This is a genomic window from Winogradskyella sp. (assembly GCF_965228925.1).
GTDB lineage: Bacteria > Bacteroidota > Bacteroidia > Flavobacteriales > Flavobacteriaceae > Winogradskyella.
This window is the reverse complement of the sequence record NZ_OZ245845.1, coordinates 2,833,985-2,859,976: the sequence shown is the minus strand read 5'-3', so window position 1 is coordinate 2,859,976 and position 25,992 is coordinate 2,833,985. Positions and strand designations below refer to the sequence as shown.

Annotated in this window: 23 protein-coding genes and 2 tRNA genes; 15 read left to right on the top strand and 10 right to left on the bottom strand. The window is 38.0% G+C overall.

Annotation, left to right across the window (positions count from 1 at the left end; translation table 11 throughout):
- Nucleotides 1-47 precede the first annotated feature (47 nt).
- Nucleotides 48-731 carry an NAD(P)H-dependent oxidoreductase gene (locus ACO052_RS11755; RefSeq protein ID WP_422103956.1) on the bottom strand — a complete coding sequence of 228 codons (684 nt, stop codon included), beginning with the start codon at nucleotides 729-731 and terminating at the stop codon, nucleotides 48-50.
- 85 nt (nucleotides 732-816) lie between these two features.
- Between ACO052_RS11755 and ACO052_RS11750 the strand changes: the two genes are divergently transcribed.
- The 6 genes from ACO052_RS11750 (at nucleotide 817) to ACO052_RS11725 (ending at nucleotide 6,631) form a co-directional block, all read left to right on the top strand.
- A complete protein-coding gene (locus tag ACO052_RS11750; protein WP_422103955.1) occupies nucleotides 817-1,824 on the top strand; it encodes an XdhC family protein in 1,008 nt (335 codons plus the stop codon).
- The gene (locus tag ACO052_RS11745) at nucleotides 1,817-2,416 is read left to right on the top strand and encodes a nucleotidyltransferase family protein (protein WP_422103954.1); all 600 of its coding nucleotides are present in this window, start codon (nucleotides 1,817-1,819) and stop codon (nucleotides 2,414-2,416) included. The genes ACO052_RS11750 and ACO052_RS11745 overlap by 8 nt, the downstream gene beginning before the upstream one ends.
- Nucleotide 2,417: 1 nt before the next feature.
- Nucleotides 2,418-3,425 (top strand): hypothetical protein, encoded by a 1,008-nt coding sequence (locus ACO052_RS11740; RefSeq protein ID WP_422103953.1) that lies wholly within the window; start codon nucleotides 2,418-2,420, stop codon nucleotides 3,423-3,425.
- Nucleotides 3,412-3,900, top strand: coding sequence for a nucleoside-triphosphatase (locus ACO052_RS11735; RefSeq protein WP_422103952.1), 489 nt, complete (start codon nucleotides 3,412-3,414; stop codon nucleotides 3,898-3,900). The genes ACO052_RS11740 and ACO052_RS11735 overlap by 14 nt, the downstream gene beginning before the upstream one ends.
- 98 nt (nucleotides 3,901-3,998) lie before the next feature.
- The gene (locus ACO052_RS11730) at nucleotides 3,999-4,460 is read left to right on the top strand and encodes a (2Fe-2S)-binding protein (protein WP_422103951.1); all 462 of its coding nucleotides are present in this window, start codon (nucleotides 3,999-4,001) and stop codon (nucleotides 4,458-4,460) included.
- An 11-nt stretch (nucleotides 4,461-4,471) separates the two neighbouring features.
- Entirely contained in the window at nucleotides 4,472-6,631 is a 2,160-nt protein-coding gene (locus ACO052_RS11725) for a molybdopterin cofactor-binding domain-containing protein (protein WP_422103950.1), read from the top strand.
- Nucleotides 6,632-6,858: 227 nt separating this feature from the next.
- Here ACO052_RS11725 and ACO052_RS11720 read toward each other — a convergent pair.
- Nucleotides 6,859-6,943 (bottom strand) — tRNA-Ser (locus ACO052_RS11720).
- A gap of 231 nt (nucleotides 6,944-7,174) precedes the next feature.
- On the opposite strand from ACO052_RS11720, the gene ACO052_RS11715 reads away from it, so the two are divergent.
- From ACO052_RS11715 to ACO052_RS11695, 5 genes are all read left to right on the top strand, one after another.
- Nucleotides 7,175-7,954 (top strand): DUF3108 domain-containing protein, encoded by a 780-nt coding sequence (locus ACO052_RS11715; RefSeq protein ID WP_422103949.1) that lies wholly within the window; start codon nucleotides 7,175-7,177, stop codon nucleotides 7,952-7,954.
- 27 nt (nucleotides 7,955-7,981) lie between these two features.
- Nucleotides 7,982-8,320, top strand: coding sequence for an FUSC family protein (locus tag ACO052_RS11710; RefSeq protein ID WP_422103948.1), 339 nt, complete (start codon nucleotides 7,982-7,984; stop codon nucleotides 8,318-8,320).
- 67 nt (nucleotides 8,321-8,387) lie between these two features.
- Nucleotides 8,388-9,419, top strand: a complete 1,032-nt coding sequence (locus ACO052_RS11705) for a M28 family metallopeptidase (protein WP_422103947.1) — start codon at nucleotides 8,388-8,390, stop codon at nucleotides 9,417-9,419.
- A gap of 123 nt (nucleotides 9,420-9,542) precedes the next feature.
- Nucleotides 9,543-11,156 (top strand): M28 family peptidase, encoded by a 1,614-nt coding sequence (locus ACO052_RS11700; protein WP_422103946.1) that lies wholly within the window; start codon nucleotides 9,543-9,545, stop codon nucleotides 11,154-11,156.
- A gap of 55 nt (nucleotides 11,157-11,211) precedes the next feature.
- Nucleotides 11,212-11,287 (top strand) — tRNA-His (locus ACO052_RS11695).
- A gap of 44 nt (nucleotides 11,288-11,331) precedes the next feature.
- Here the strand turns inward: ACO052_RS11695 and bshB1 are convergent.
- Nucleotides 11,332-12,054 (bottom strand): bacillithiol biosynthesis deacetylase BshB1, encoded by a 723-nt coding sequence (gene bshB1, locus ACO052_RS11690; protein WP_422103945.1) that lies wholly within the window; start codon nucleotides 12,052-12,054, stop codon nucleotides 11,332-11,334.
- 241 nt (nucleotides 12,055-12,295) lie between these two features.
- On the opposite strand from bshB1, the gene ACO052_RS11685 reads away from it, so the two are divergent.
- From ACO052_RS11685 to ACO052_RS11675, 3 genes are all read left to right on the top strand, one after another.
- Nucleotides 12,296-14,134, top strand: a complete 1,839-nt coding sequence (locus tag ACO052_RS11685) for an SLC13 family permease (RefSeq protein ID WP_422103944.1) — start codon at nucleotides 12,296-12,298, stop codon at nucleotides 14,132-14,134.
- 11 nt (nucleotides 14,135-14,145) lie between these two features.
- Nucleotides 14,146-15,783, top strand: a complete 1,638-nt coding sequence (gene pckA, locus ACO052_RS11680; RefSeq protein ID WP_422103942.1) for a phosphoenolpyruvate carboxykinase (ATP) — start codon at nucleotides 14,146-14,148, stop codon at nucleotides 15,781-15,783.
- 170 nt (nucleotides 15,784-15,953) lie between these two features.
- Entirely contained in the window at nucleotides 15,954-16,643 is a 690-nt protein-coding gene (locus ACO052_RS11675) for a DUF2490 domain-containing protein (protein ID WP_422103940.1), read from the top strand.
- Here the strand turns inward: ACO052_RS11675 and ACO052_RS11670 are convergent.
- Together ACO052_RS11670 and ACO052_RS11665 are read right to left on the bottom strand one after the other, a co-directional pair.
- Nucleotides 16,624-17,769 carry a trans-sulfuration enzyme family protein gene (locus tag ACO052_RS11670; protein ID WP_422103939.1) on the bottom strand — a complete coding sequence of 382 codons (1,146 nt, stop codon included), beginning with the start codon at nucleotides 17,767-17,769 and terminating at the stop codon, nucleotides 16,624-16,626. The genes ACO052_RS11675 and ACO052_RS11670 overlap by 20 nt on opposite strands.
- Nucleotides 17,770-17,812: 43 nt before the next feature.
- Complete coding sequence (locus ACO052_RS11665; protein WP_422103938.1) at nucleotides 17,813-18,682, bottom strand: Brp/Blh family beta-carotene 15,15'-dioxygenase; 870 nt, start codon at nucleotides 18,680-18,682, stop codon at nucleotides 17,813-17,815.
- A 106-nt stretch (nucleotides 18,683-18,788) separates the two neighbouring features.
- Here ACO052_RS11665 and ACO052_RS11660 point away from each other — a divergent pair, with 106 nt between their 5' ends.
- Complete coding sequence (locus tag ACO052_RS11660; protein ID WP_422103937.1) at nucleotides 18,789-19,535, top strand: bacteriorhodopsin-like; 747 nt, start codon at nucleotides 18,789-18,791, stop codon at nucleotides 19,533-19,535.
- Between the two features lie 49 nt (nucleotides 19,536-19,584).
- On the opposite strand, the gene ACO052_RS11655 is transcribed toward ACO052_RS11660, so the two are convergent.
- From ACO052_RS11655 to ccsA, 5 genes are all read right to left on the bottom strand, one after another.
- Nucleotides 19,585-20,991 (bottom strand): MATE family efflux transporter, encoded by a 1,407-nt coding sequence (locus ACO052_RS11655; RefSeq protein WP_422103936.1) that lies wholly within the window; start codon nucleotides 20,989-20,991, stop codon nucleotides 19,585-19,587.
- A gap of 134 nt (nucleotides 20,992-21,125) precedes the next feature.
- Entirely contained in the window at nucleotides 21,126-21,542 is a 417-nt protein-coding gene (locus ACO052_RS11650; protein WP_422103935.1) for a hypothetical protein, read from the bottom strand.
- Entirely contained in the window at nucleotides 21,532-21,915 is a 384-nt protein-coding gene (locus ACO052_RS11645; protein WP_422103934.1) for a hypothetical protein, read from the bottom strand. Before ACO052_RS11645 ends, ACO052_RS11650 begins: the two co-directional genes overlap by 11 nt.
- Nucleotides 21,912-22,295 carry an alkyl hydroperoxide reductase gene (locus ACO052_RS11640; RefSeq protein ID WP_422103932.1) on the bottom strand — a complete coding sequence of 128 codons (384 nt, stop codon included), beginning with the start codon at nucleotides 22,293-22,295 and terminating at the stop codon, nucleotides 21,912-21,914. The genes ACO052_RS11645 and ACO052_RS11640 overlap by 4 nt, the downstream gene beginning before the upstream one ends.
- Nucleotides 22,296-22,705: 410 nt before the next feature.
- Nucleotides 22,706-25,897 carry a cytochrome c biogenesis protein CcsA gene (gene ccsA, locus ACO052_RS11635; protein WP_422103931.1) on the bottom strand — a complete coding sequence of 1,064 codons (3,192 nt, stop codon included), beginning with the start codon at nucleotides 25,895-25,897 and terminating at the stop codon, nucleotides 22,706-22,708.
- Nucleotides 25,898-25,992 lie beyond the last annotated feature (95 nt).

Genomic DNA, 25,992 nt, shown 5'->3' with positions numbered 1-25,992 from the left:
TGTTATCAAACAAATATAACCTTTTGAAGACGTTTTAGACGCATCTTTTATAATTCAATTATGGTTTCGGATAGAGATTTTCTTACTTTTTTAAGCTCGGCAAACATATCGTCCTCCGCGCGGTAACCTACAGGAAACATTAAAACAGAACTTAAGCCATAGGTATCTAGTTTTAAGGCCTTATCAATTTCGACTGGACTAAAACCTTCCATAGGACATCCATCAATACCTTCGACAGCACAAACGGTCATAAGGTTTCCTAAGGCAATATAAGCTTGTTTCGAAGCCCAATTAACCTTCTTCTCGCTTGGCATATTATTAATTGTAGTCTTCAAACCGCTTTCAAAAGGTTCTAAAACACTATCCGGCGTATTTCTTATTTTTTTCACATTACCAAAATGCTGTTCTACATCGGTATCATCAATATCGTTTTGAATACACAATATCAGGAGATGAGAGGCATCTGCCACTTGCCGCTGCCCATAAGCATGTTCCACCAAGGCTTCACGAATCGCTTTATCCACAACAATCACCATTTTTAAGGTTTGCAAACCGTAGGACAAGGCGGTAAGGTTAAATGCCTCCTTAAGTATTTGAAGTTGTTCAGTGGATAATAACTTTGAATTATCGAATTTTTTAGTGGCATAGCGCCATTTTAAATGATCTATTATGGACATCTTTTTCTTTTCGACAAAATTAAGGAATAATGCTAAGTTATTATGAATAGCCATAGAAGCTTTAACTAAGTCGTATGTTTTATTGATAAATAAAATTGTATTTTTATAAACTTTGTTATCCACATCGAATCGACCCAAAATGACCCACGAATTCAAAGATATAATTGCACAAGCCATTGCCAATCAAGAAAGAGGTCTCAAGAGCGTACTAGCCACCGTAGTCTATCTCGAAGGGTCTTCGTACAGAAAGCCAGGGGTACGAATGCTCATTTCTGAGGATCTTAAAATGACGGGTGCCGTCAGTGGTGGATGTGTTGAAGCTGAAGTAAGACGACAGACAACATCTGTTTTCGAGGACGGCAAGTCTAAAATGATGACTTACGATGGCCGATACCGCTTGGGCTGCGAAGGCACTTTATATATATTAATTGAACTAATCTCTATTACTGAAGTGTTCACAACCGTGTTTAAAAAGACTCTGGATTCACGCAAAACATTTATCCTAGATTCCTATTTTTCAACACAAGATGAAGCCATCGGCAATTATGGAAGTGTTTTTAGATTAGAAGATGGCTATACCTACCCATTTAACAAAACTATAGATATTGAAGGCCTTCAAAAATTTTCACAAGCCTTAAACCCCAGTCCAAGATTGATAATTATTGGTGCCGAACATGATGCCGTGAAACTCTGCAAAATGTCATCCTTATTGGGTTGGGAAATCGATGTCATAGCATCAATAAACGACCCAAAACAACGGTCTGATTTTCCCGGTGCAACATCCGTAATAGATAGTACGCCAGAACTAGTGGACCTAAACATTGACAACGAAACAATTGTGGTTGTAATGACACACAATTATGCTTTAGATTTAAAATACCTATTAAGATTGGTAGAGGAAAAGGCTAAATATATCGGTATCTTAGGGTCCGCAAAGCGAAGAGAGCGATTGCTAAATGATTTGTTGGACCATAAAGAAGAGCTCGACGAGGCATTTTTAGATAGGATTTACAGTCCCGCAGGATTAAACATCGGTGCCATTACCCCTGAAGAAATTGCTCTATCTATCCTTTCTGAAATATTAGCCATAGTTCGTAATACAAATCCGGTTTCATTGAGAACACTTTCTGGTAAAACTTATGCCTAAATCTCGCATTGCAGCCTTAATTCTTGCGGCAGGAAGTTCATCGCGTATGGGTGTTCTAAAACAACTATTGCCCTTACAAAAAACAACACTGCTAGAATATGTTATAAAAAATGTGAAGTTAACGGATGTGGACAAGGTCTACTGTGTCATAGGAGCTAAAGCAGAATCCATTGCGCCATACCTTAAAAAACATCAGATCGAAGTCATTGTCAATCCTAATTATCAAAATGGATTGAGTTCAAGTATAAAATGTGGAATTGAACGCATAAATAGAGAACATATTGATGCCATACTCATTACATTAGGAGATCAACCTCTAATTCCACCAGCTTATTTTAATGAGCTTATTGCCACATACAAAGCCCAGCAAAGAAAAATTGTTGCTACAGATTATATCGGTAATTTTGGTGTACCAATCGTCATCCCAAAACGTTATTTTTCAGATTTAACGGAATTGAAAGGAGATCAAGGCGCAAAAGAATTTTTAAATTCACAAGGGGATAACATTATTGGTTTAAAAACAGAGACATTGTTTGATGTAGACACTCAAGAGGACTATAAAGAACTAATCAATAGAGTCAAAAAAGCATAATATGCTCGTATTTCAATCGCAGCCAAAATTACTCAACACAAAGCTCATAGCCGTTTGGGCCATAAGTGAAAGTGGTTTGGGCGGCTTGTTACATGCGGCAAAAATTCCTTTTAGTGGTATTCTTTTAGGCAGTTTCGCCATTATCATTATTACCTATATCGCAAAATCCAATACGAATAGGTTCAATTCCATTATAAAAGCGACTATACTTGTTATACTCATAAAGGCGATGGCCAGTCCCCATTCACCTCCAATGGCCTATGTTGCTGTACTGTTTCAAGGGGTACTTGGGGCCAGTTTGTATAGTGTATTTGGAGTTAATAAAATGACGGCCATGAGCCTTGGTGCATTGGCTTTATTAGAGTCTGCATTTCAAAAGATACTAACACTTACCATTATATTTGGCATGAATCTATGGGTATCCATCCAACGGTTTTTTGATGGTATTCAAGACAAGTTACAAGCCGATTGGATCACTGAATTACCATGGCTATTTTTAGTGTTTTACGGACTATTGTATTTCATCGTTGGGGTTTTTGCTGGTAGCTTTGCCTTTAAACTCCCAGAAAATGTATTCAAAACTGCAAAGTCATTACAGCATATGAATTTGGAATTAGCGACTAATAAAGACCCCGTAAAAAAACGGAAAAGAAAGCGCGTAGGACTCATCATTGGTCTTTTGCTGTTTTCATCTGTCGTTTTTTTGTTTTCTGGTATGCATAAGCAGGCCTTAACGATTATCTTAAGAACACTTGCCGCCATTGTTTTCTTTTTGTTTCTCTTCAACCCTATCTTTAAATATCTTATTCAGAAATGGGCCAACAAGGAAAAAGTAAAAAACCAAAAGACATTAAATACGATTATGACCTTGATGCCCGATATTAAAAATTATGTTGGTTTAGCACTGCAGTTGTCATCCAATAAAAAGCAGGTCATAAAACGCTCAAAATCATTTGTAATTCACTGGTTGAGCTTATCACTCTATTTTTCCGAAGATGACCAACACTAAAATATACATCTTATCTGATAGGATCAGAAGCGGCAAAACAACAGCATTGCAGGAATGGGTAAAAAAGACATCTAATGTTGTCGGTTTTTTATCACCAGATATTAACGGAAAACGTATGTTTCTGGAGATCGAAACAGGGAAGCTTTTAGCGATGGAGAAAAGCGATGGAGATTTGACTGTAGGAAAATATAATTTTGCCAAAGACAGCTTTGATTATGTCGAACAACGGATCAAGAAGGCCTGGCATCTTAACAAAGCCGATGTCATTGTGCTCGATGAAATAGGTCCCTTGGAAATAAAAAAAAACTTAGGTTTCCATCAATTACTTCTGCATTTACAGAATACTACTGAAAAAGCACATCCCAACCTTATTCTGGTTGTAAGAGATTATTGTTTAGAAGACTTCAAATCAAAATATAAATTCAATAATCTAAAAGTTTTAACGATAACCGATTTAAAAAATCGCTCATTTTAGGGTTTAACTATTCCAGTTTTTTATAAATGTTAACGAACTACCTGTACTAAAAATGCTCATAATTTCTTAATTTTAAGCGAATAATAGAATTATTTATAATGTCGAGTTTTAATTTAAAGGTCAATGGTAATCGTGTATCTGTTACCGTAGACAACGATACGCCCCTATTATGGGTGCTTAGAGATGAACTTAATTTGGTGGGTACCAAATACGGTTGTGGCATAGGACAATGTGGTGCATGTACCGTTCATGTCGATGGTGTTGCCATACGAAGCTGTTCCGTACCAGCATCGGGTTTAACCGATTCTGAAATCACCACCATTGAAGGATTGGCCACAGATAAACTTACACCGGTACAAGAGGCATGGAAAGAACTCGATGTTCCGCAGTGCGGTTATTGTCAAGCGGGTCAAATCATGACCGCTACCTCCTTTTTAAAGCAAAATCCAAGTCCGGAAAAAGAGGAGATTAGAAATGCCATGCACGGCAATATATGCCGTTGTGCTAGCTACAATAGAATTGAAAAAGCAGTGGCTTTAGCTGCTAAGAAAATGTCTTAAGTCCAACAATTATGAAAGATCAAAACAAAGTAACATTTAGCAGACGAAGTTTTATAAGGACTTCTGCCTTGGCCAGTGGTGGATTATTGATTGGGTTTAATTTCTTAACAGCCTGTAAAGAAACGGCTAAACCGCCTGTAGACATATCAAAATTAAACTTCAACGATTTTAACGCCTTTATTAAGATTGCAGATAACGGCTATGTCACCATTTATTCACCCAATCCAGAAATTGGACAAGGTGTTAAAACTTCTATGCCAATGATTATTGCCGAAGAGCTCGATGTGCCTTGGGAACATGTCACGGTTAAGCAAGGTGATTTAGATACAAAAAATTTTCAGAGACAAGTCGCAGGTGGTAGCCAGTCCATTCGTTTTGGGTGGGATGCCTTAAGGCAAACTGGTGCTACGGCAAAGCAGATGCTGATAAATGCTGCAGCTACAAAATGGGGAGTTGATGCATCGACTTGCAAAGCCTCTGATGGCGTTATAACCAATGCCAGTGGCGATACTTTAGGCTATGGCGATGTGGTTAATGAAGCGGCTACACTAGAAGTACCGGAAAATGTAAGCCTCAAATCTCCAAAAGACTACAAGATTATTGGCAAGGATGCTATAAATGTAGATATGGATGCTATCATTACGGGTCAGCCGTTATTTGGACTAGACTACACCAATGAAGGAATGAAATATGTTTCCGTAGCGCGTCCGCCAGCATTTGGCCAGAAAATCAAAGCATTTGATGCCACTAAAGCTAAAGCTGTTAACGGCGTATCAGACGTTATAAAATTTGGTGATAAAATTGCCGTATTAGCCTCTAATACATGGGCTTCAATGAAGGGAAAAAAAGCATTAGATATAGAGTGGGCCAATGATGGAACTCTAGAAAGTACTTCGGACCATGATGAAGAACTCAATAAAATTCTAGATAGCAAAAATCTGGATGTGCGCAGAGAAGATGGTAATGTTGAGAAGGCTTTTGCCGAAGCCGATAAAATTATTGAGCGGACCTATGAGTCCCCATTTCTTCCTCACAACTGTATGGAACCCATGAATTTCTATGCAAATGTCACTGATGAAAAAGTGCATTTAGTCGGCCCCATACAAACTCCCGCTGGAACGGCAAGAAGAGTCGCCAATTTAATTGACAGAAATGAAGAAGATATCCATTTGGAAATGACACGAATGGGTGGTGGTTTTGGCAGACGTCTCTATGGGGATTTCGTACTCGAAGCTGCCGAGATCTCTCATTTGACCAAGCAGCCCGTCAAGGTGATTTTTTCTCGCGAAGATGATATGGCTGCAGGGATTTATAGGCCTGCAATTAAGTATAGAATTAGAGCTTCATTAAAAGATGGTAAAGTCACGGGGTATCATTTAAAGGAAGCTGCCATTAATTCCAACATGTATGGATTAATACCTAATTTCTTTCCGGCCGGCGCTATTGCTAACTATAAAGTTGAATCAGGAAATTATAAAAGTAATATCACCACAGGAGCTTGGAGGGCACCATATACCAACTTTTTGGCCTTTGCAGAGCAAAGCTTTTTTGATGAGTTGGCCATAGAACTAAATACAGATGCCGTACAATTACGATTGGACTTATTAGCTAATGTTGAGGACGGCAAAGATCCTAACATTCAGTATTCAGCAAAACGTATGATTGATACTATAAAGCTTGCCGCTGAAAAAGGCAACTGGGGAAAACCTAATTCCAATACTTATCAAGGATTTGCAGCCTATTATAGTCATAATACCCATGTAGCAGAAGTCGTTGATATTTCTTTAGACAATGGACAACCAAAAGTTGAAAAAGTTACAGTTGCTGTAGACTGTGGTATTGTCGTCAATCCTACGGGCGCAAAAAATCAAATTGAAGGCGGAGTCATTGATGGTATAGGACATGCCATGTACGGAGATTTTTCTTTTGAGAAGGGAAAACCTGATGATACTAATTTCAATACCTATCGCTTAATACGAATGAAAGAAACTCCGATCGTCGACACTTATTTTGTAGACAATGAGTTGTCCCCTACTGGTTTAGGTGAGCCTGGCTTACCACCTGCTGGAGGCGCTTTGGCAAATGCCATAAGAAACGCTACGGATAAGGTGCTGACAAAGCAACCATTTATTAAAGAGCTTAATAAGCGTAAGACGGATTTGACGGTGTAAGGTTTATAAATCAAACTATATACAGAAATAAAAATCCGTAACTGTTGTTACGGATTTTTTTATGGGAAAGAGGGATTATTTTCAATGATCCCAGAAGGTTATCCTGGGCAAGCATAGAATCCAAAAACCTCTTCGAGGTTTTATTTTTAATTCCAATCATTTACGAAAATAAATTTTCGACATGCTTGAAATAAAAAATCCACAACTAACGTTGTGGATTCCTTTTGCGGAGAAAGAGGGATTCGAACCCCCGGAGGTGTGACCCTCGCTGGTTTTCAAGACCAGTGCATTCGACCACTCTGCCATTTCTCCAGTGTCTATTGCTTTTGCCTTAACGGGCTTGCCTGTCAAAGAATCGCCAAAAGCGTTTCGTAGGCGGGTGCAAATATAAAACCCTTTTTGATGTTGCCAAAGGGTTTTTTTAGTTTTTTCTGTTTAATTAGCCCTCTTGATTTCAAAATAAAATTAGCAACATTAAATTATGGGTTGTATTTTCGGCACAATATATGTTATTAAATACGTTAGTATCACAAACCCATCTTTATGAAACATTACGCATTATTTGCCATCATTTTTTTTACAGCCTTTAGTTTTGCACAGAATAAAACGATTGCCGCTGGCGAGAAACTGGTGTATTCTGCATCTTACAACATGTCAGGTTTGTTGACCAATATTGCGCAGGTTAAAATGGAGACCAGTGAGGTAAAAACATCCAAAAGCACCTTAATGCGTTTAAAATGTACAGCGACTACCTATAAAAAATGGGATGACTTTTTTAAAATTAGAGACCTGTACGAAAGTTATGTTAACCCAAAAACACTCACACCTTATTTGTACAAAAGAGATATCAGTGAAGGGGGCTACTATAAATTTATGCAATACAAGTATAACCATAAGTCTAAACTCGTCAACAGCTTAAAACGTAAAAAAAGAAAAGATGGTACGACTTGGGATGAGAAGAAAAGCGTAAAGATTAAACCCGCTACTAGAGATATTGTAAGCACATTGTATCATATAAGAAACTTAGATATACATAAAGCCAGTCCAGGCGATCAACAAAACTTTACAGTACTCTTTGACAACAGCGAAAAAATCATCACTTTAAAATATTTAGGCAAAGAAACCATTTCTACAAAAATTGGAAAAAAGGAATGCTACAAACTGGCTTTATCCATGACAGGAAGTGGCGTTTTAAAAGGGAACAATGATAACTTATTATGGCTAACCGCGGATGCCAATAAAATTCCGGTATATGCAAGATTTAAAATTCCAGTCGGAAATGGAGAGTTAAAGATTGAGTCCGCTTCTGGACTAAAAAATTAAACAGAACATTCTTAATAATACAACAGAATGATTAAAAAATTATTCATCATATTAGGTTTTATAGCGGCACTTTTAGCGGTCATTTTAGCGGTTACCCCACTCTCTAACTTGGCCATAGCACCTATTATCGTCGCATTTATTAGTGGAATGGTCATACTATTCATTTCAAAAAAAGAGAAGGCCAAAACTAAAACCATCCAGTATATCTTTCTAATGGTTATCATTGCCTTGGCTTTAACCATTTACAAAAGTATTAACGCCACGACAGAGATTGGAGATACAGAACAACTCGAGCAACGCGATGAAGAAAATCTAGAAGATTCCAAAGAAATCCTGGAAGATCTCGATATTGACGAGAATTTATAAAATTTCCTTGATGAGCTAAGAAAATATATCGTGTTTTAGCTTATTTTTGCGCAAATCAAATAGTTACATGAAATTTTTAGTTGCCTCCGCGCTTGTTCTTGTTGGTTCTTGTTCTACACTTCGTCACAGCGAAAAGATAGATCAGCTAAAAGATAGTATATCTTACGATGATAAAAGTAGGGTTGAGTACTATATGGGTACCATAAACGCAGGACAGCTAAAAACCTATGTTGAAGAGGTGTCCGATGACAAGTACGAAGGTCGAATGACGGGAGAAGAAGGTCATGATAAAGTGTGCGACTATATCCGAAATTATTACAAATCACTGAATATAAAAGCCCCTGAATCGCATCCTGATTACTATCAAACAGTGCCAGCAGAGGCTTTACCTGATGATTTAAGTGCATCACAAAACGTTATCGCCTATATTGAAGGTTCGGAATTTCCGGATGAATACATTTATATTTCGGCACATTCGGACCACGAAGGTATCGTTGACGGAAAAATATATGCTGGAGCAGATGACAACGGTTCGGGGACAGCGGCTGTATTTGAAATGGCCGAAGCTTTTAAACTAGCATCCAAAGACGGCTATGGCCCTAAACGAAGCGTTGTGTTCTTGCATGTCACCGCAGAAGAGGTCGGACTGCATGGTTCACGGTATTATACAGCTCATCCCATTTTTCCCATTGAAAACACCGTTAGCACCTTAAATATTGATATGATTGGCCGTATTGATGAAAGACATGAAGACAATGAAGATTATATTTATGTTATTGGAGCAGATCGTGTAAGTACCGAACTTCATTTCATCATACAAGAAGCCAATTCTAATTTTGTGAACCTAGACTTGGATTATAAATACAATGAAGATAGTGACCCTAACCGTTACTTCTACAGATCCGATCATTATAATTTTGCGCTAAAAGACATTCCCGTGGTGTTCTTTTTTAATGGTGAACACGAAGACTATACAAAGCCCACAGATACCGCAGATAAAATTAATTACCCTCTTTTGGAAAAACGAACAAAGCTTATCTTCGCCACGGCTTGGTACTTGGCAAATTCCCCAGTTCGTTTAAATCCAGAAGTCATATAGTGTTAAAGTTTACCGAAAGCGAAATGCCCCAAAGCGCTCAACCTCGATTTTTTGTATTTTTAGCAATCCACTTTTTGAGTGACTTTTGTTTAAAAAAGTAACTCCTATTTAATTTATATTGTAATGAAAAAGACACTATTACTGTTTGGCATTTCAGTCCTACTGGTAAATTGTGGTACCTCATCTAAGCGCAGCACGGCTGCTATACAGATGAATGAAGCAGAACAAATTGACCCCACAATATATGCAACTACTATTACTTCAGACGAATTAAAGGACCTTTTATACACCTATGCCTCTGATGAATTTGAAGGTAGAAATACCGGAGAAAAAGGTCAGAAATTGGCTGTTGCGTATTTAAAGGATCAATACAAATCAATGGGTATTAGTACACCTTTAGGTAATTATGATTATTTCCAGGAAGTCCCTTTAGAAAAGCAAGGTGTAGCTGAAGCGAAAATTTCTGTGAATGGCACCCCTTTTCAAAGTTTTGACGACCATATCGTATTAAGAGCCTCTGGAAATGTCAATATATCGGAAGACGCTATGGTCTATGTCGGTTATGGCATAGACGCCGATAACTACTCAGATTATAAGGATATAGATGTCGAAGGTAAAATTGTACTAGCCAAGGCAGGAGAACCCAAGGATGCAGAAGGCAACTATATCACGACGGGCAGTAAAGAGAATACCAAATGGACGAATGGGCGCCAATCACTATCCAGTAAACGTGATGCAGCAAAGGATAATGGTGCTAAAGGCCTTATTTATGTCGACGACTATTTATTCCAGAGATATGCGCCCTACTATCAAAGACAAGCAGCGGCTGGCGTATCGGGACGACTAAGTTTAAAGAGCAATGAACAAGACATGATGATGCTTATGGTGAGTGAAACCTTAGGTAAAGCCTTGCATAGTCAACTTTTAGAAGATGAAACACCAAAAGTGCTTAATACAAATATGGATTTGTCCATAGAGAGTACTTCGAAATTAGTATCCTCAGAAAATGTAGTGGCATACATTAAAGGTACAGAACATCCTGACGAAGTGATTGTCATCTCTGCACACTTGGATCACGAAGGCATTAAAAATGGTGAAATCTATAATGGTGCCGACGATGACGGCTCGGGTACGGTTGCAGTTGTCGAAATTGCAGAAGCCTTCAAATTGGCTGAAAAAGATGGTCATGGACCAAAACGTTCCATGTTGTTTCTGCATGTTACTGGTGAAGAAAAAGGGCTTTTAGGCTCAAAGCATTATACGGATATTGATCCTATATTTCCTTTAGAACATACTGTCGCTAATTTAAATATCGATATGATTGGTAGAACAGATCCAAAGCGCGAAGAGGGTGATAGAAATTATGTATATCTCATTGGCAGTGATAAGTTGAGTACAGAATTGCACAATATCTCAGAAGCCGTCAATATAAAGTATTGCAATGTTGAACTAGACTATACCTATAACGACGATAATGATCCCAATCGTTTTTATTACAGATCGGATCATTACAATTTTGCTAAGAATAATATCCCTGTGATTTTCTATTTTAATGGAACACATGATGATTATCACAGACCGAGTGATACCCCAGATAAAATCGAATACGATTTATTGCAAAATAGAGCACGACTCGTGTTTCATACGGCTTGGGAATTGGCTAATCGAAAAGAACGTATTAAAGTTGATAAGTCCTTTGGAAATACTAAAACCATGGGATACAAAACAAATAAGTAAAAAAAGGTTTTGCAGAAAAACGTAAATCGTTTACATTTGCAATCCTAATTAAAATGGTGGTTGTAGCTCAGTTGGTTAGAGCGCCTGATTGTGGTTCAGGAGGTCGTCGGTTCGAGACCGATCTTCCACCCAAAAAGACCAAGCCTTTCAGAAATGAAGGGCTTTTTTTGTAGTCCTATATAAGATCAAATAAAGAATCTACCGCAGGATACCGCTCAACTGTATAGCCTTCACCGTATTCAGTGCCGACAAGTCTTCCTAAGTTTCGAGCTCTGTATTTGATGCTATCTGTAAAGTTTTTGCTCGAGATGGGTGTTTCTGGTTCCTTACTATCCGGATCAAAAAACTGGGTTTTGTAGGCCAGTACCGCTTCCATCTTTTTGTCCATAAATCCAGTGACATCAACAACAATATCTGGCTCTAAGTCTTTCCATTGAATATAGTGATACACTGCTTTGGGTCGCCAAGGCAATTGCCAATCATCCCCATCATCGTGCTTGGTGTCAATTTTTCGCAAGCCACTTAAAAAACAAGCATCACTGACTAATTGACTTGCTCTGCCATGGTCGATATGGCGATCTTCAACGGCATTGCATAACACGATGTCTGGTTGATACTTTCGTAACTCTTTAATAAGTTCAATTTGATGCCATTTATCATTAACAAAGAACCCATCAGCAAATTCCATATTCGTACGTGCAGCTATATTGAGGATTTTGGCCGCTTCCGCAGACTCTGCATCACGTGTCTCTGCAGTACCACGGGTGCCTAGCTCCCCTCTAGTTAGGTCTATTATGCCAACTTTTTTACCATTTGCTACTTCCTTAGCAATGGTCGCTCCGCAACCTAATTCTACATCATCTGGATGCGCCCCAATGGCTAAAATGTCTAATTTCATCTGGATTTCAGTTTTCTCTGATGTCAAAAATATTAAAAAGGATATAGAATCCCATTTTCTTTTCATTTCGCAAACGGTTTCGTTTAAATTCTCTCCATTGGCCTTCTTAAATACATGACTAAAATTGAATAATTCGCAATTCCAAAAAAGCATGACATTCGTCATAATAATTGCTCCACATTGCCAGTAACTTTACGGTAGTATTTCTAACTTTAAGGTGTAACGCAAAAACACTCTAGAAATGACTTTAATGCTAATTATTTTAATTACTACGATTATACTCTTCATCTGGGGCAAGTTCACTCCAGATATCATCGCTCTGCTCTCTATGTTAAGTCTGTTTCTCTTCGGAATTTTAGATTTACCGGAAACCTTAAGCGGCTTTAGTAATCCTACGGTTATTATGATAGCCGCTTTGTTTATTATAGGAGAAGGGCTATCCCAAACCGGCTGGACAGCTTTAGCAGGGCAAAAATTCATAAAAATGGCAGGTAAAAGTACGACCAAGCTCTTACTCATTACCACATTGGGTTCAGGATTGCTCTCTGGAGTAGTCAGTAATACGGGAACCGTTGCCACCTTAATGCCTGTTACCATTTCTTCAGCCTGGAGTATCGGTACCCTACCCTCTAAGCTCTTAATGCCTGTAGCTTTTGGATCGAACACAGGGGGCTTATTGACATTAACTGGAACACCACCCAATATTATTGTCAATAATACCATGTTGGAAAGTGGATTAGAAGGTTTTTCGTTTTTTGAATTTGCCTTAATAGGCCTGCCTTTATTACTTATCGCACTGATTTATTTCAGATATATTGGATATCGATTACTACCAAGCAATAAGACCAATAATAAACCTGTAGACATCAGCTCTACGCTTCACAAATGGATTGAAGCCTATAAAGTGGATGATGACTATTATCGCCTTAGAGTGCGTTCTGTATCGCCATTATTAGGAACAACCCTTGGTAAATGGAATTTTGAGGACGAGCATCAAGTTTCTATCCTAAGGATAAAACGTCGCCACCCCAATGTATTAAAGGGTAACGAGCCTTTTATAGAATTTCCTTCTAACGACACCGAGTTTAAATACCACGATATCATCACTGTAAAGGGAGATACTAAAGCCATTAATGCTTTAATGATCAGATTTAGATTGGGGCTTTTACCCTTAGAGCCTATTGCCGATGAGCTTCGTAATAACCTAATTAATCAAGAGGTGGGTATGACCGAAATTATAGTCACTCCAAAATCGACTTTAGTAGGCAGAAAAGTGCGAGTCGGTCGCTTCTTTAAACGTTTTGGGGTACAACTCATGGCCGCATCTCGAAATAATAAACCATTTACCGACCGTGAAGTTGTAGTCAAGGCTGGTGACGCCTTCTTGATTCGAGGCATCTGGAGTGACATAGAGCAATTAAAAGCGCATCACGAAAATCTTGTCATTATTGGAAGCCCTGAAGGGATGGCGAAAACAGTGACTAATATTACTTATAAATCCTATATCGCCCTTTTTGCCCTTGTACTGATGATAGGCTTACTGGTGTTTAAAATTGTTCCCGGTGCTATCGCCGCATTGATTGCTGCAGGCATTATTTTAGTGACGGGTTGTGTCCCTATAACCAAGGCGTACAAAGGTATAAGCTGGATTAGCGTTGTTATGATTGCCGCTATGATCCCGATGGGATTAGCACTACAAAAAACGGGGACGGCACAACTTATTGCCGATGGCTTAGTGGAGACCTTAGGAAATCTACATCCAATTGTCTTACTCGGCGGTGTCTTTTTCTTAACCACGACATTTAGTCAAGTCATCAACAATTCAGCGACAGCCGTACTTATGGCACCTATTGTTATCATTGCCGCAAATACTTTGAGTCTATCCGCAGCGCCATTTATGATTGCCGTGGCCATAAGTGCCTCAACCGCTTTCTTGACACCCGTTGGTACCACTACCAACGCTATGGTAATGACCGGAGGGGGCTACAAGTTTATTGATTATGTAAAAGTAGGAGCACCACTACTGCTACTCTTCTTAATAACGACATTAGTATTAGTGCCATTGATTTGGCCATTTTAAATTATTAACTCATGGAAACATTATTAAAAGAACCGATTATGAAAACTAAAGACCTTACTGCGTACGGCCTTAAGGACACAACTGCACATTGGAACTTAACGCCAGAAGAATTACAAGCCATTACCGTTGAAAAAGGAATGGGAAAAGAAACTGCAAATGGTACCTTAGCCATTAATACTGGAAAATTCACAGGACGTTCACCTCAAGACCGCTTTTTAGTCAAAGATGATTATACTAGAGACAGAGTTTGGTGGGGAAAAACCAATAAAGGCATTTCGCCCGAGAATTTTGATTACCTACAATCCGAGATCGAAAAGTACCTCAGCGGAAAAGAGATTTTCGTTCGCGATGGTTTTGTTTGTTCTGATCCTAAATACAGAATGGGTGTAAGAACCGTAACTGAATATCCTTGGTCCAACATGTTTATTTACAATATGTTTTTAAGACCAACACCTGAAGAACTAGAAACCTTTGAAGAAGAATGGTTAGTGCTTTGTGCTCCGGGTTATGAATGCTCGGAACCTGCAAAATATGGATTGAGACAAGGTAACTTCTCTATTCTTAACTTCACTAAGAAGATAGCACTGGTAGGCGGTTCTGCTTATACTGGTGAAATGAAAAAAGGGATTTTCTCGGCATTAAACATGATATTACCTGTGGATAAAAATGTATTGCCTATGCACTGTTCTGCAAACGTAGGTGAAGATGGAGATACTGCGATATTCTTCGGTTTATCAGGAACTGGTAAGACGACGCTTTCTGCCGATCCAGATCGTAAACTGATTGGTGATGACGAACACGGTTGGACTGCTGAAAATAGAATCTTCAATTTTGAAGGAGGTTGCTATGCCAAATGTATCGATCTAACAGAAGAGAAAGAACCAGACATTTATAGAGCCATAAAACCCGGTGCCATCCTAGAAAACGTAATTTTCAAGGACAATAATGAAGTGGATTATTTCGATAGCTCAATAACACAAAATACACGTGTGAGTTATCCTATTTACCATATTGAAGATATCCAAATCCCATCTTATGCGGATAATCCTAAGAATATCTTCTTCCTAACCTGTGATGCCTTCGGTGTATTACCACCTGTATCTAAATTAACACCGGGTCAGGCCGCATACCACTTTATTTCTGGCTATACCGCTAAAGTAGCAGGTACAGAAGCAGGAATTACCGAACCCGTACCATCATTCTCTGCATGTTTTGGTGAGCCATTTATGCCACTACACCCCACAGTTTATGCAGAAATGCTAAGTAAAAAAATGCAAGAAGCCGGCGTGAACGTTTGGTTGGTAAACACAGGATGGAGCGGTGGCCCATACGGTGTAGGCTCTCGTATAAAATTGAAGTATACAAGAGCTATGATTACAGCCATACTTAATAGAGACTTAGACAATGTCGATTATGAACAACATCCAATATTTGGATTATTTATGCCAAAGTATTGTCCTAATGTTCCAACAGAAATGTTAGATCCTATGAATACTTGGTTACAAAAAGGAGCTTATATAAGTAAGGCTATTCAATTAGCCCATTCTTTCCACTTGAACTTTGAAAAATTTGCAAGTGAAGCTTCCAATCAAATCATAGAAGGCGGTCCCTTAATTGATGAACACCATCACTTAAACGACCACGTTTAATAATTCCATGACCAGGAGGCAGTCTGAAAAGTGTCATTCTGAATAAAATGAAGAATCTGATCAAAACATAATGTATCAATTATTAATGAAATAAGATTCTTCGCTACGCTCAGAATGACAAAACTAATCAATTCACTTTTCAGGCTGCCTCTTTTTTTAACATAGCTATCATGAGAATCCTGCTTTCTCTACTTCTAGTCTTTTACACCTTTCAATTAGTTGCCCAAAACCCCTCCGAGGATTATTTGGGATCCTGGTATACGTACGGAAGCCATCACAGATTAAGTGAACGATTAAGTCTTAATCCCTATGCCGAATTACGGTTTTACGAACCTTCATCTAACTATAATTTGGCTTTTGTATCGCTTAGGGGCAATTACCATCTCAACACTAATATGACTATTGGGCTTGGTTATGCGTATTTGGATATTGACACGGTATTCGAATTTGATAACGAACCTCATATACACGAGCACCGTATTTTTGAACAGTACACCTTTACTCAAAAGGTATCCAAGATAAGTATCCAGCACCGGACAAAACTAGAACATCGCTTTTTAGATTTTTCAGACCGAAACGAACTTCAAAACCGTTTTCGTTATCGCATCAGTTTAAAGTACGATTTAAGCAAAACGTTTTTCTTATTGATCTCCGAAGAGCCCTTTGTCAACTTTCAGGATCAGGTCTTTCACGAAAATCGATTTTACGCCGGCATTGGTATTAACGTATTGAAAAACTCCAGACTTCAAATAGGTTATTTAAAACAGCATATTAGAAAAAACAACTTGAACAGAATTCAAGTTGGAATCAGTATAACAACCGACTCTAGAAAACAAAAACCTAAGTTAGCCGCGCTATAGCCTGATTGATATCTTTCTTTACATCTTTAAATTCTTCTATCCCAACAGAAAATCGAATTAACCGATCGCTAATACCGACAGCCTCTCGCTCCTCTTGGGTTAACAAGGCATGAGATGTTAAATGTGGTGAAATAACGGTGCTTTCAACACCAGCTAAACTCATTGACGATTTTACTAATCGCAACGCCTTTTGAAATTGATAAGCATCCAAACCTTCTTTTAATTCAAAAGACAGCATCGCTCCAAAACCTTTCATTTGGGATTTTGCCAGTTTGTGCTCTGGATGCGATTTTAGACCAGGATAATAGACCTTATCGATCTGAGGATGCTTAGACAACCATTTGGCCAACTTCATAGCATTTTTAGTTTGGGCTTTGACACGCAGTCCTAAGGTTTTCATACTGCGCTCTAACATCCAGACCGTCATATCACTCAGGCTACCTCCCAAATTCTTACTCACATTCCAAATCCGCTCAATATGCTCTTGGGTACTGGCAACGGCACCGGCACATATATCGCTATGACCACCAAAATATTTGGTCGCCGAATGCATCACCATATCCATACCCAAATCGATAGGGTTTTGATTGACAGGTGAGGCGAAGGTATTGTCTATAGATGTTAAGATATTTCTGGACTTGGCCAGTTGAACCAAAGCCTTGATATCCGTAATGGTCAACAACGGATTTGAAGGGGTTTCGATATGGATGAGCTTTGTATTCCCTTGGATGGCAGCTTCAAAATCTTCCACCTTATAACCATTTGTAAATGTGTAATCTATACCGTATTTAGGAAACTCTTCCTTTATAAAATTAACCGTTCCACCATATAACGTATTTTGTACCACCAAATGATCGCCCTTTTGTAAAAACGCCAAAAACATATGGCTTATTGCAGCCATACCTGAACCAAAAATTAGGGCAGTTTCCGTATGTTCTAGTGCGGCAATCTTTTTGGAGAGATATTCCTGATTTGGCGTATTGAAATATCTTGGATAACGTTTTACATCAACATCCAAAAACTCATAAGAAGAGCTCAAATACATGGGCGAAATAGAACCCTTAAACTGTTCGTCTTTAATTTCACCAACGTGTGTACATATGGTATTTAATCCTAGTTTTTTCATGATATAAAAATAAGATAAGACTTTTAAATGTTTTAAAGAAAGTTCAATTCTTATTTAAAAAATACATGACGATCACATGAGGAACTGTAATCGCAGCTAGAAAAGCAAAAAAGACCGTCACAAAATTTACTTGGTAATAGCTGGTAGCGAAGTATAGCAGCGTTAATCCAAAAATTGAAATCAACCAATACATCAATGAAGATTTTATGTATTGCATAATGCTTATCTTAGTGGATTCGCCATAAAGTACTTTAATCTGATCCCTAAGACTAGGAATGGAATGCCATACTACAAAATATATGGCGAAAGCCCATAATAATGCGGCCAACTTAAAGAGTATAGCAAATAATAAAATCAAAAATACTTCTTGAAAATGGTTAGACCCGGTTTTAAAGTTTTTAAAATTAAGGCCATAAAACAACAAAGTAGAAATAATCCCAACACCTAAAAACCATAAAAATTGATGTTCAGTTAATGCGTATGCTATTAGATCAGTGATGATTAGAGATGTATGATCTGAATTAAAGTAAAACAACAAACCGAATATTAAAATTCCATAGCTTAAAAACAACAGTCTACTTAAGATATTGAGTTCTTTAATCTGATGATGAAAATGTTGTTCGCCAAAATGATAGCAACTAATAAGAACAAAGAGAACTAGAGCTAAAATGGGCGAAACCAAAAATGCAATAGTATTTAAAAGAACGAGTCCAATGTAAAACAACAGGTACTTTATAGAAAGTTTCTCTCGTTTTCTTACAACTTTAATGAGTGAAATATCATTCGACCCGTGAATTATGCCTACAGTTAATATAAAAATATAGGATAGATATTCTTCATAAGACGCACTAATCTGGGTGGTTAGCCAAAATAAGAATACGGTAAAAATCAAACTGAAAATTGGGAATTTCATAATATAAAGGTATGAAAATTATATTTTGTTTAATTTTTTTATGAAAACTTTAAACATATTTTTGTTTAACTATTTTTAAATTTGCTTAAACAAAATAATTAACATTATGAAATTACTAACCGTTTTAATGGCAGAAGCAAGTAAAATTGCAACTGATGATTACGTTGGCTTTACATTCTTTGTCGGGTGTATGGCCATGATGGCCGCTTCGGCCTTTTTCTTTTTATCAATGAACAGCTTTGATAGAAAATGGAGGACATCAATCCTTGTTTCAGGATTAATTACATTTATTGCTGCAGTACATTATTGGTACATGCGAGATTATTGGGCATCCTTCGAAGAATCCCCAACATTTTTTAGATATGTCGATTGGGTCCTTACCGTACCACTAATGTGTGTTGAGTTTTATCTTATCTTAAAAGTTGCAGGCGCTAAAAAATCCCTAATGTGGCAAATGATTTTCTTATCAGTCATTATGCTAGTGACTGGCTACTTCGGTGAAGCTGTACATACCACCGCACCTGGACCAGCCGTTTGGGGACTTATCTCTGGTCTAGCGTATTTTGCTATTGTTTATATCATTTGGTTTGGAGCCGCAAAAAAATTGGCAGAACAAGCTGGTGGAGCCGTTTTAAAAGCACACAAAACCTTATGTTGGTTTGTATTGGTGGGATGGGCTATCTATCCTTTAGGCTATATGGCCGGAACAGAAGGTTGGTATGACGGTTTAGCTGGATTAGGCCTTAACATGGATGTTATTTATAACATTGGTGATGCCGTGAATAAAATAGGTTTTGGATTAGTTGTATACAGCCTTGCTGTAGCTTCAACTTCAACCACATCTGAAGCTTAATCTTAGTTTAATTAGGTTGAAAAGCCTTTCCGAAATGGAAAGGCTTTTTTTATACTTTTACATTTTTCCAGTAGCCTTTTCTAAACCATATAAGCCCAATTACCGTAATCAATACTTCTGCCAAAGTAATGGCGATAAAAACACCTAGCGGTCCTAAATCCAAGGATAAGGCAGATATATAAGCCAATGGCAATTGAAATAGCCAAAAGCAAATAAAATTAATCCAGGTCGGGGTTTTTGTATCGCCGGCGCCATTAAAGGCATTAATAATCACCATACCGTAACCATAAAACACGTAACCGGCAGCAATAATTCTGAGACATAAAGCTCCATTTTTAATCACTTCGGTTTCTGATGTAAACCACGAGATAATCTCTGGTGCAAAAATGAGATACACCACAGATACAAAGCCCATAAAAAAAGCGCTATATTTTCCTGTTTTCCAGACAGAAGCTTCGGCACGATCTGGTTTTTGGGCCCCTAGATTTTGACCTACTAAGGTCGCTGCCGCATTACTCATTCCCCAAGCAGGCATAAGTGTAAACATCATGACCCGTATGGCAATCGTATAACCGGCTAAAACCTCACTACCAAATTCGCTCATAATTCGCATCAAAAACACCCAAGATGATGTGCCAATTAAAAATTGTCCAATACCTCCTAGAGATACCTTGATAAGATTAACCATTACGGCAACTCTAAGAACAATATCCTTAAAAGCGATTTTTATTTTACTCCAACCATAAAATAAAACCAACAGTTGAAAGATTACAGCTGTACCTCTACCGATGGTCGTTGCAATGGCAGCACCTTTTACGCCATAAGCTGGTATCGGACCTAGTCCAAAAATAAATATAGGGTCCAAAATGATATTTAAGCCATTAGAAAGTACCAGAGCCCACATAGCTATTGAAGCATCACCGGCTCCTCTAAAAACAGCATTGATTAAAAACAATAGCATAATGGTTACATTCCCCCCTAGCAAAATCTGGGTATAACCATAGCCTTCTGCAATTAAATCGGGTTCACCACCCATGAGTTGTAAGATATCTTTAGGAAAAAATATACCTATGGCACTGATAACGGCCGCTACCAAAACACCGAGACCTATTACCTGCACCGTCGCCTGCGAAGCCCCTTCAGGATCTTGCTCGCCTATTCTCCGTGCCACAATAGCTGTAGCCGCCATACTTAAACCTATGGCTACGGCATATACCAAAGTGATAACAGATTCGGTAAGCCCTATAGTCGCCACCGCATTGACACTAACCTTAGAAACATAAAATATATCGACAATAGCAAAGATAGATTCCATGAGCATTTCCAAAATCATAGGAATGGACAACATAAAAACGGCCCTACGTATACTACCAGAGGTAAAATTCTGTTCCTTACCTGAAACTGCGATTCTTAGATATTTGAAAAATTGTAATATTGAAATTTTATTGGATTGCATAATTTAAAAAATGTACTATTGAACATAGCTAAACAAGTCATTTGTTTAGCATTTCTACATCACATGAAGTGGTGATGATTTTTTCCGAAAGGTGAATTAAGCAATCATAATGGCGCAAATATGCACATTTTTTTTTAATTCCAAAGAAAATTAAGCAAGGATATTAAAAATAATACTGTCCACAAGACCGTTCGCGACCAATTTTTTGTCACCAACTTTTCACAGACATTCTCAACAGGACGATTATGATCTATACTAAAGTGGAGAGGCACAAAGACGCGAAACGTCAGAAACCACAATATCAAAATTAGGATTAAACTAAGACAGGTGTACCAATTTACAGTTTGCCACAGCTGAATAGTACACACTATTAATTGACTGAACATTAAAGGCAATACGATGTAAGTAACGCGTTTGGTATAGCTTCTGTGCCACTCGACCAAACGCGCTTTGGTATAATAGACAAAACTCGGATAAATAACTAATTGAACGGCCCAAATTAAAACGACAAATCCAAAATCGATGAGTAATCTTATGATTTCAAGTGTCATAGGCATCCGTTTTTCTAATCATCCATGCCCAATACATGAGTATTGGATGTATAATCAATAATCTCAACCAGGCTATCCAAGGTGAAACACAAAAGGCACTTTCTACACAAGACCCCTTGATGATAAAATCAATGTGCGATGGTATAAATAAAATGAGTAATACAATGATACCTTTAACCGCCAGCAACCTTGTCTTCGGAAATGCAACACCAATACCCAAAACGATTTCCAAAACACCACTTACATAATTAATAAACGAATGATATGGTAAGTAATCGGGAATTAGATCTGAGTAAAACCCCGGATTTATAAAATGATAACTCCCAGCAAACAGATAGAACCCTATTAACAAAAGACATAAGACTCTAATCATTGTAGTTTCCATTTATGATCCACATGTACTTTCCTAAGAATCAGAAAAAATGGAATCCACCAGATAAAATCATTAGTGATCAATGTATACATAAAGGCAAAAGGTACATCGCCATTTAAATAATTAAATAGAAACCCTACAGGGCCAAAGATTTTCCCTAAAAAGCCCACAGCAACAATAGGCCAGTGCTTCATTGGATTATAGGATGCCCACCAATAGCCCAAACCATAAACTCCGATAACCATGCCCATACCCTGCCAAACCATAGGGTGATTAAGCGGCTCCATACCGACAAGGTCAAAAAAATGATTGGGAAACAAAACGACCCAAGTGCCCCAAATAATATTATAGACTGCTGCGAGGCGAAGTGTTAAGCGCATTTTCTTTTTTACGCAAAGATAAGGAACATAAAAAAGAGTGTAAGAGAAGTTTAGTCGTTTTTACCAGCCTTATTATAGGCACGAATCATAAGAATCGCCCAAAGTGCAACCAGCGCAATGACAATAATAGAAAACCATAAAACGATATCATTTGCCACCATGATCTACAAGCTTTAAGTAGATCATAACACCCAGTAAGGTTGGTGCCCAAAGGCCCACAAATATACCATGCATTTGATCTCCGGTTAAAAACAAATATTCTGCGACAATAATTATAACTGCACATAAGATCAACATGAACAAATTTGCAGTTCCTAATTTTTTGAAGTAATCCATCTTTGAGGGTTAGTTTAAAACCTCAATTTAAAAAAAATTACAATGTGTTAAAAAAATACTAAAGAAATAATTGACTATTTGTAATAGATCTTGTGCTTTCTATAGGCGAAAAAGGCTAATATCGCTATGATAACCAATGTAATAGCTATAAACTGAAAACTCAGTATCTGATCACCGCTGGCATAGGCATGTAAGCCTGATAAATAGAAATTAACTCCAAAATAAGTCATTAAGATACTTCCAAAGGCCAACACGGACATGAGATTATACAACCATCGTCCGCGTAATCCAGGGATTAATCGCATATGAATCACAAAGGCATAAATCATAATACTGATTAAGGCCCAAGTTTCTTTAGGGTCCCAACCCCAATAGCGACCCCAACTTTCATTAGCCCACATACCGCCCAAGAAATTCCCAATGGTTAACATCACTAGACCTATGGTTAATGCCAACTCATTAATTATGGTCAATTCCTTTATGTTTATGAGCATACGTTCTTTATTGGTTGTGTTGGTTAGAATCATTAAAAGCAGGGCTGTTACACCAAGAATCATACCTATGGCAAAAGGACCATAACTCGCTACAATAACCGATACGTGTATCATAAGCCAATAGCCTTGCAAAACAGGTTGAAGGTTGGCGATGGCCGGATCCATCCAATTCCAATGGGCGACCATTAAAATTATAGAACAAACAAAGGCAGACGCCGCCACTGTAAGACTACTTTTTCTACCTAACAATAAACCAAATAACATCACCGACCAAGCCACGTATATCATGGACTCATAGGCATCGCTCCAAGGGGCGTGACCTGAAAGGTACCAGCGCCAAATCAAACCGACTACGTGAAGGGCAAATAAAGCAACAAGAATGCCAATCAAAACGTTAATCGCGATTTTCAACCATTTGTTTTTATAATAAAATATCTGAAAAATAATGAGGATAAATAAAGCCGTAGCAGCATACATATAGTAGCTGAACAATTGTTTAAAAATATCGTACTTATTATATAGAATTTCAGCTTCAATCTTTTCATCCGATAACATGATATCACCACCAAATTTTTGCTGGGTTTTCTTTATACCTTCTAAGAGTCCTTCAGCTTTTGTAAAATCGCCTGTTTGCTTAGCATTATTTAAAGTGACTAGATAAGCACTAAAACCGTTATTGATAAAATTTTGGTATAGGGAATCTCTTATTTTATCACCATAGCCTGCTTCTCTAAATTCTAATGCCGATATCCAAGTGTTGTTTTCATCCTCTGGAACAGGAAATATTTTAACGGAACGCCCTTGTATGGCATTGTACAACAGATTAACGCGCGAATCGGCCTCCTTCACCTCTTTCTGAAATCCATTAGGGACCTGTGCCTTGTAAGCTTCTTCGAGATATGGCGCTAATTTGTAGCTCCCGTCTGGTTCAAAAAAGTCGACTAAACTGGCATATTTTTCCCCATAGTCTACCCCAATAAGCGTTCGTATTGAGTCCGCTTTTCTTTTCTTTAAATAAACAATGGGTACATTATACCATAATAACGGGCTCTCTTGTATAGATAGGAAGACCTGAGTTGCATTAAACTCCTCGTAGACATCTTTTTTACTGAGCTTTCGAAGTGTTTCAGAAGCATAGGTATGCATCGGCATCATACGACCGCTATAGTCTTGAATGACCATTTTTGCAAATTTATCAGCATGGGCTTCTGGTGTGATATTGGCGTGTAAAATAGAATCAATCTGTGCCTTGGCCGGTTTTTGGGAGTGATTATGACCATCGCTTTGCGAATGCTGTTGGGCTAAACCAGAAAAGCTCAATAACAAAGTAATCATCGTCATCAACTTTGCCTTTTTCGTTTTAAGCTTATACAAACGTTGTCTTAAATCATCGAATCGTGTATGCCTAGCGAAGAGAATCGCCATTAGTCCAAAGTATAATAATAAGTAACCAGCATACGTAATGTAAGTGCCCCAACGATCATGATTTACAGATAATACCGTACCTTTTTCATCGGGATCAAAACTCGCTTGAAAAAACCGATAGCCTTTGTGATCGAGAATATTGTTCATGTAGATGTGATAATCAAAATCTCCCTGATCTTGATCTAAAACAGTGACTTTGCTTTCATAAGAAGAGTAGGCATTCTCAGTCCCTGGATATTTTTCGGCAATAAAGTCATTAAGCTTTACCTGAAAGGGCAACTGTTCTAATCGAGAGCCAAAGCGCAAGGCCACATCCAACCCACCCACATTGATGTCTTCCAGTCTGTTATAGGTACCCGGGCCACCAAGGAGGTTGATACTTTTAGTTTCACCATTAGCCGTTATATCTAGAACAGCACCACTTTGATCTCCTTTTAGAATGGTAGGTTTTTTAACAATATCAAAAACACCTTTCACGACGGGTTTAGGAAAAACCAATTGCATATTCCCAATAAGGTATCGCGAGCGCAGTGCTAAGCGTTGCAAGCTATCTTTTACCAATTTACCCCGTTGACCAGTTGCCATAGTCATGAACTCACCTTCATAAGGTGACTTAATGAATAAACCTTCCTCAGTGTTAAAAATATTTATAGCGCCTTCTTGTTCCTTATTTAGGGAGATTAGAATATTATGTAAATTAGAGATTTGCCCTTCTTTTAAAAAGTGATTATGGGGTCTTCCATCATCGGCTTCAACAATCTTCAAATAGCTTTCCCCATTTTCATCCGGTATGATATCTTTTTCTGCCCCTTTGATAAATTTTTTGAGTTTCACATTGACCTTAGTGTCTCCATAATCATAGGTACGATCAAAATCATTATCTAGACGATGCGAAAAATCCACCTCCTCCATAATATTGCGTTGTTGCAACTGCCCATTAATTTCGTATTTACCCACAATACGACCACTGATATAGGTTTTTAAAGATCGGAATTGACTTTCTGTCGCTCCTTCCCTGATATTCATCATACCCTCATATCCAATATAACGCGTTACTCCGGCACCAACAATGATAAATATCCATGCCAAGTGTAGAATTAAGGTAGCCCACTTCTCTTTTCGCCATAGGCGGTATCGTCCTATGTTACCAATAAAATTAATCACAAAAATGACCATGATGGTCTCGAACCACCAAGCATTGTAAATCAAAGTTCTGGTATAAGGTGTTGGCGAGGTTTCCATGTTTCTATCTAAGATAGTTCCCGTGGCCATAGCCACAGCAAAAACAATAAATAAAACAGCAGTAAGTCTTGTGGAAAAGAGGAAATTAATGATTTTCTTTTGCATAGCGCGGTAGGCTTTTTTAAGCTCGTGCAAAGATAATGCTTTTTGATGATTTTGCAGTCGTTTTTAAACCCTCAAAAAGCGTTAAAAATTGCCAA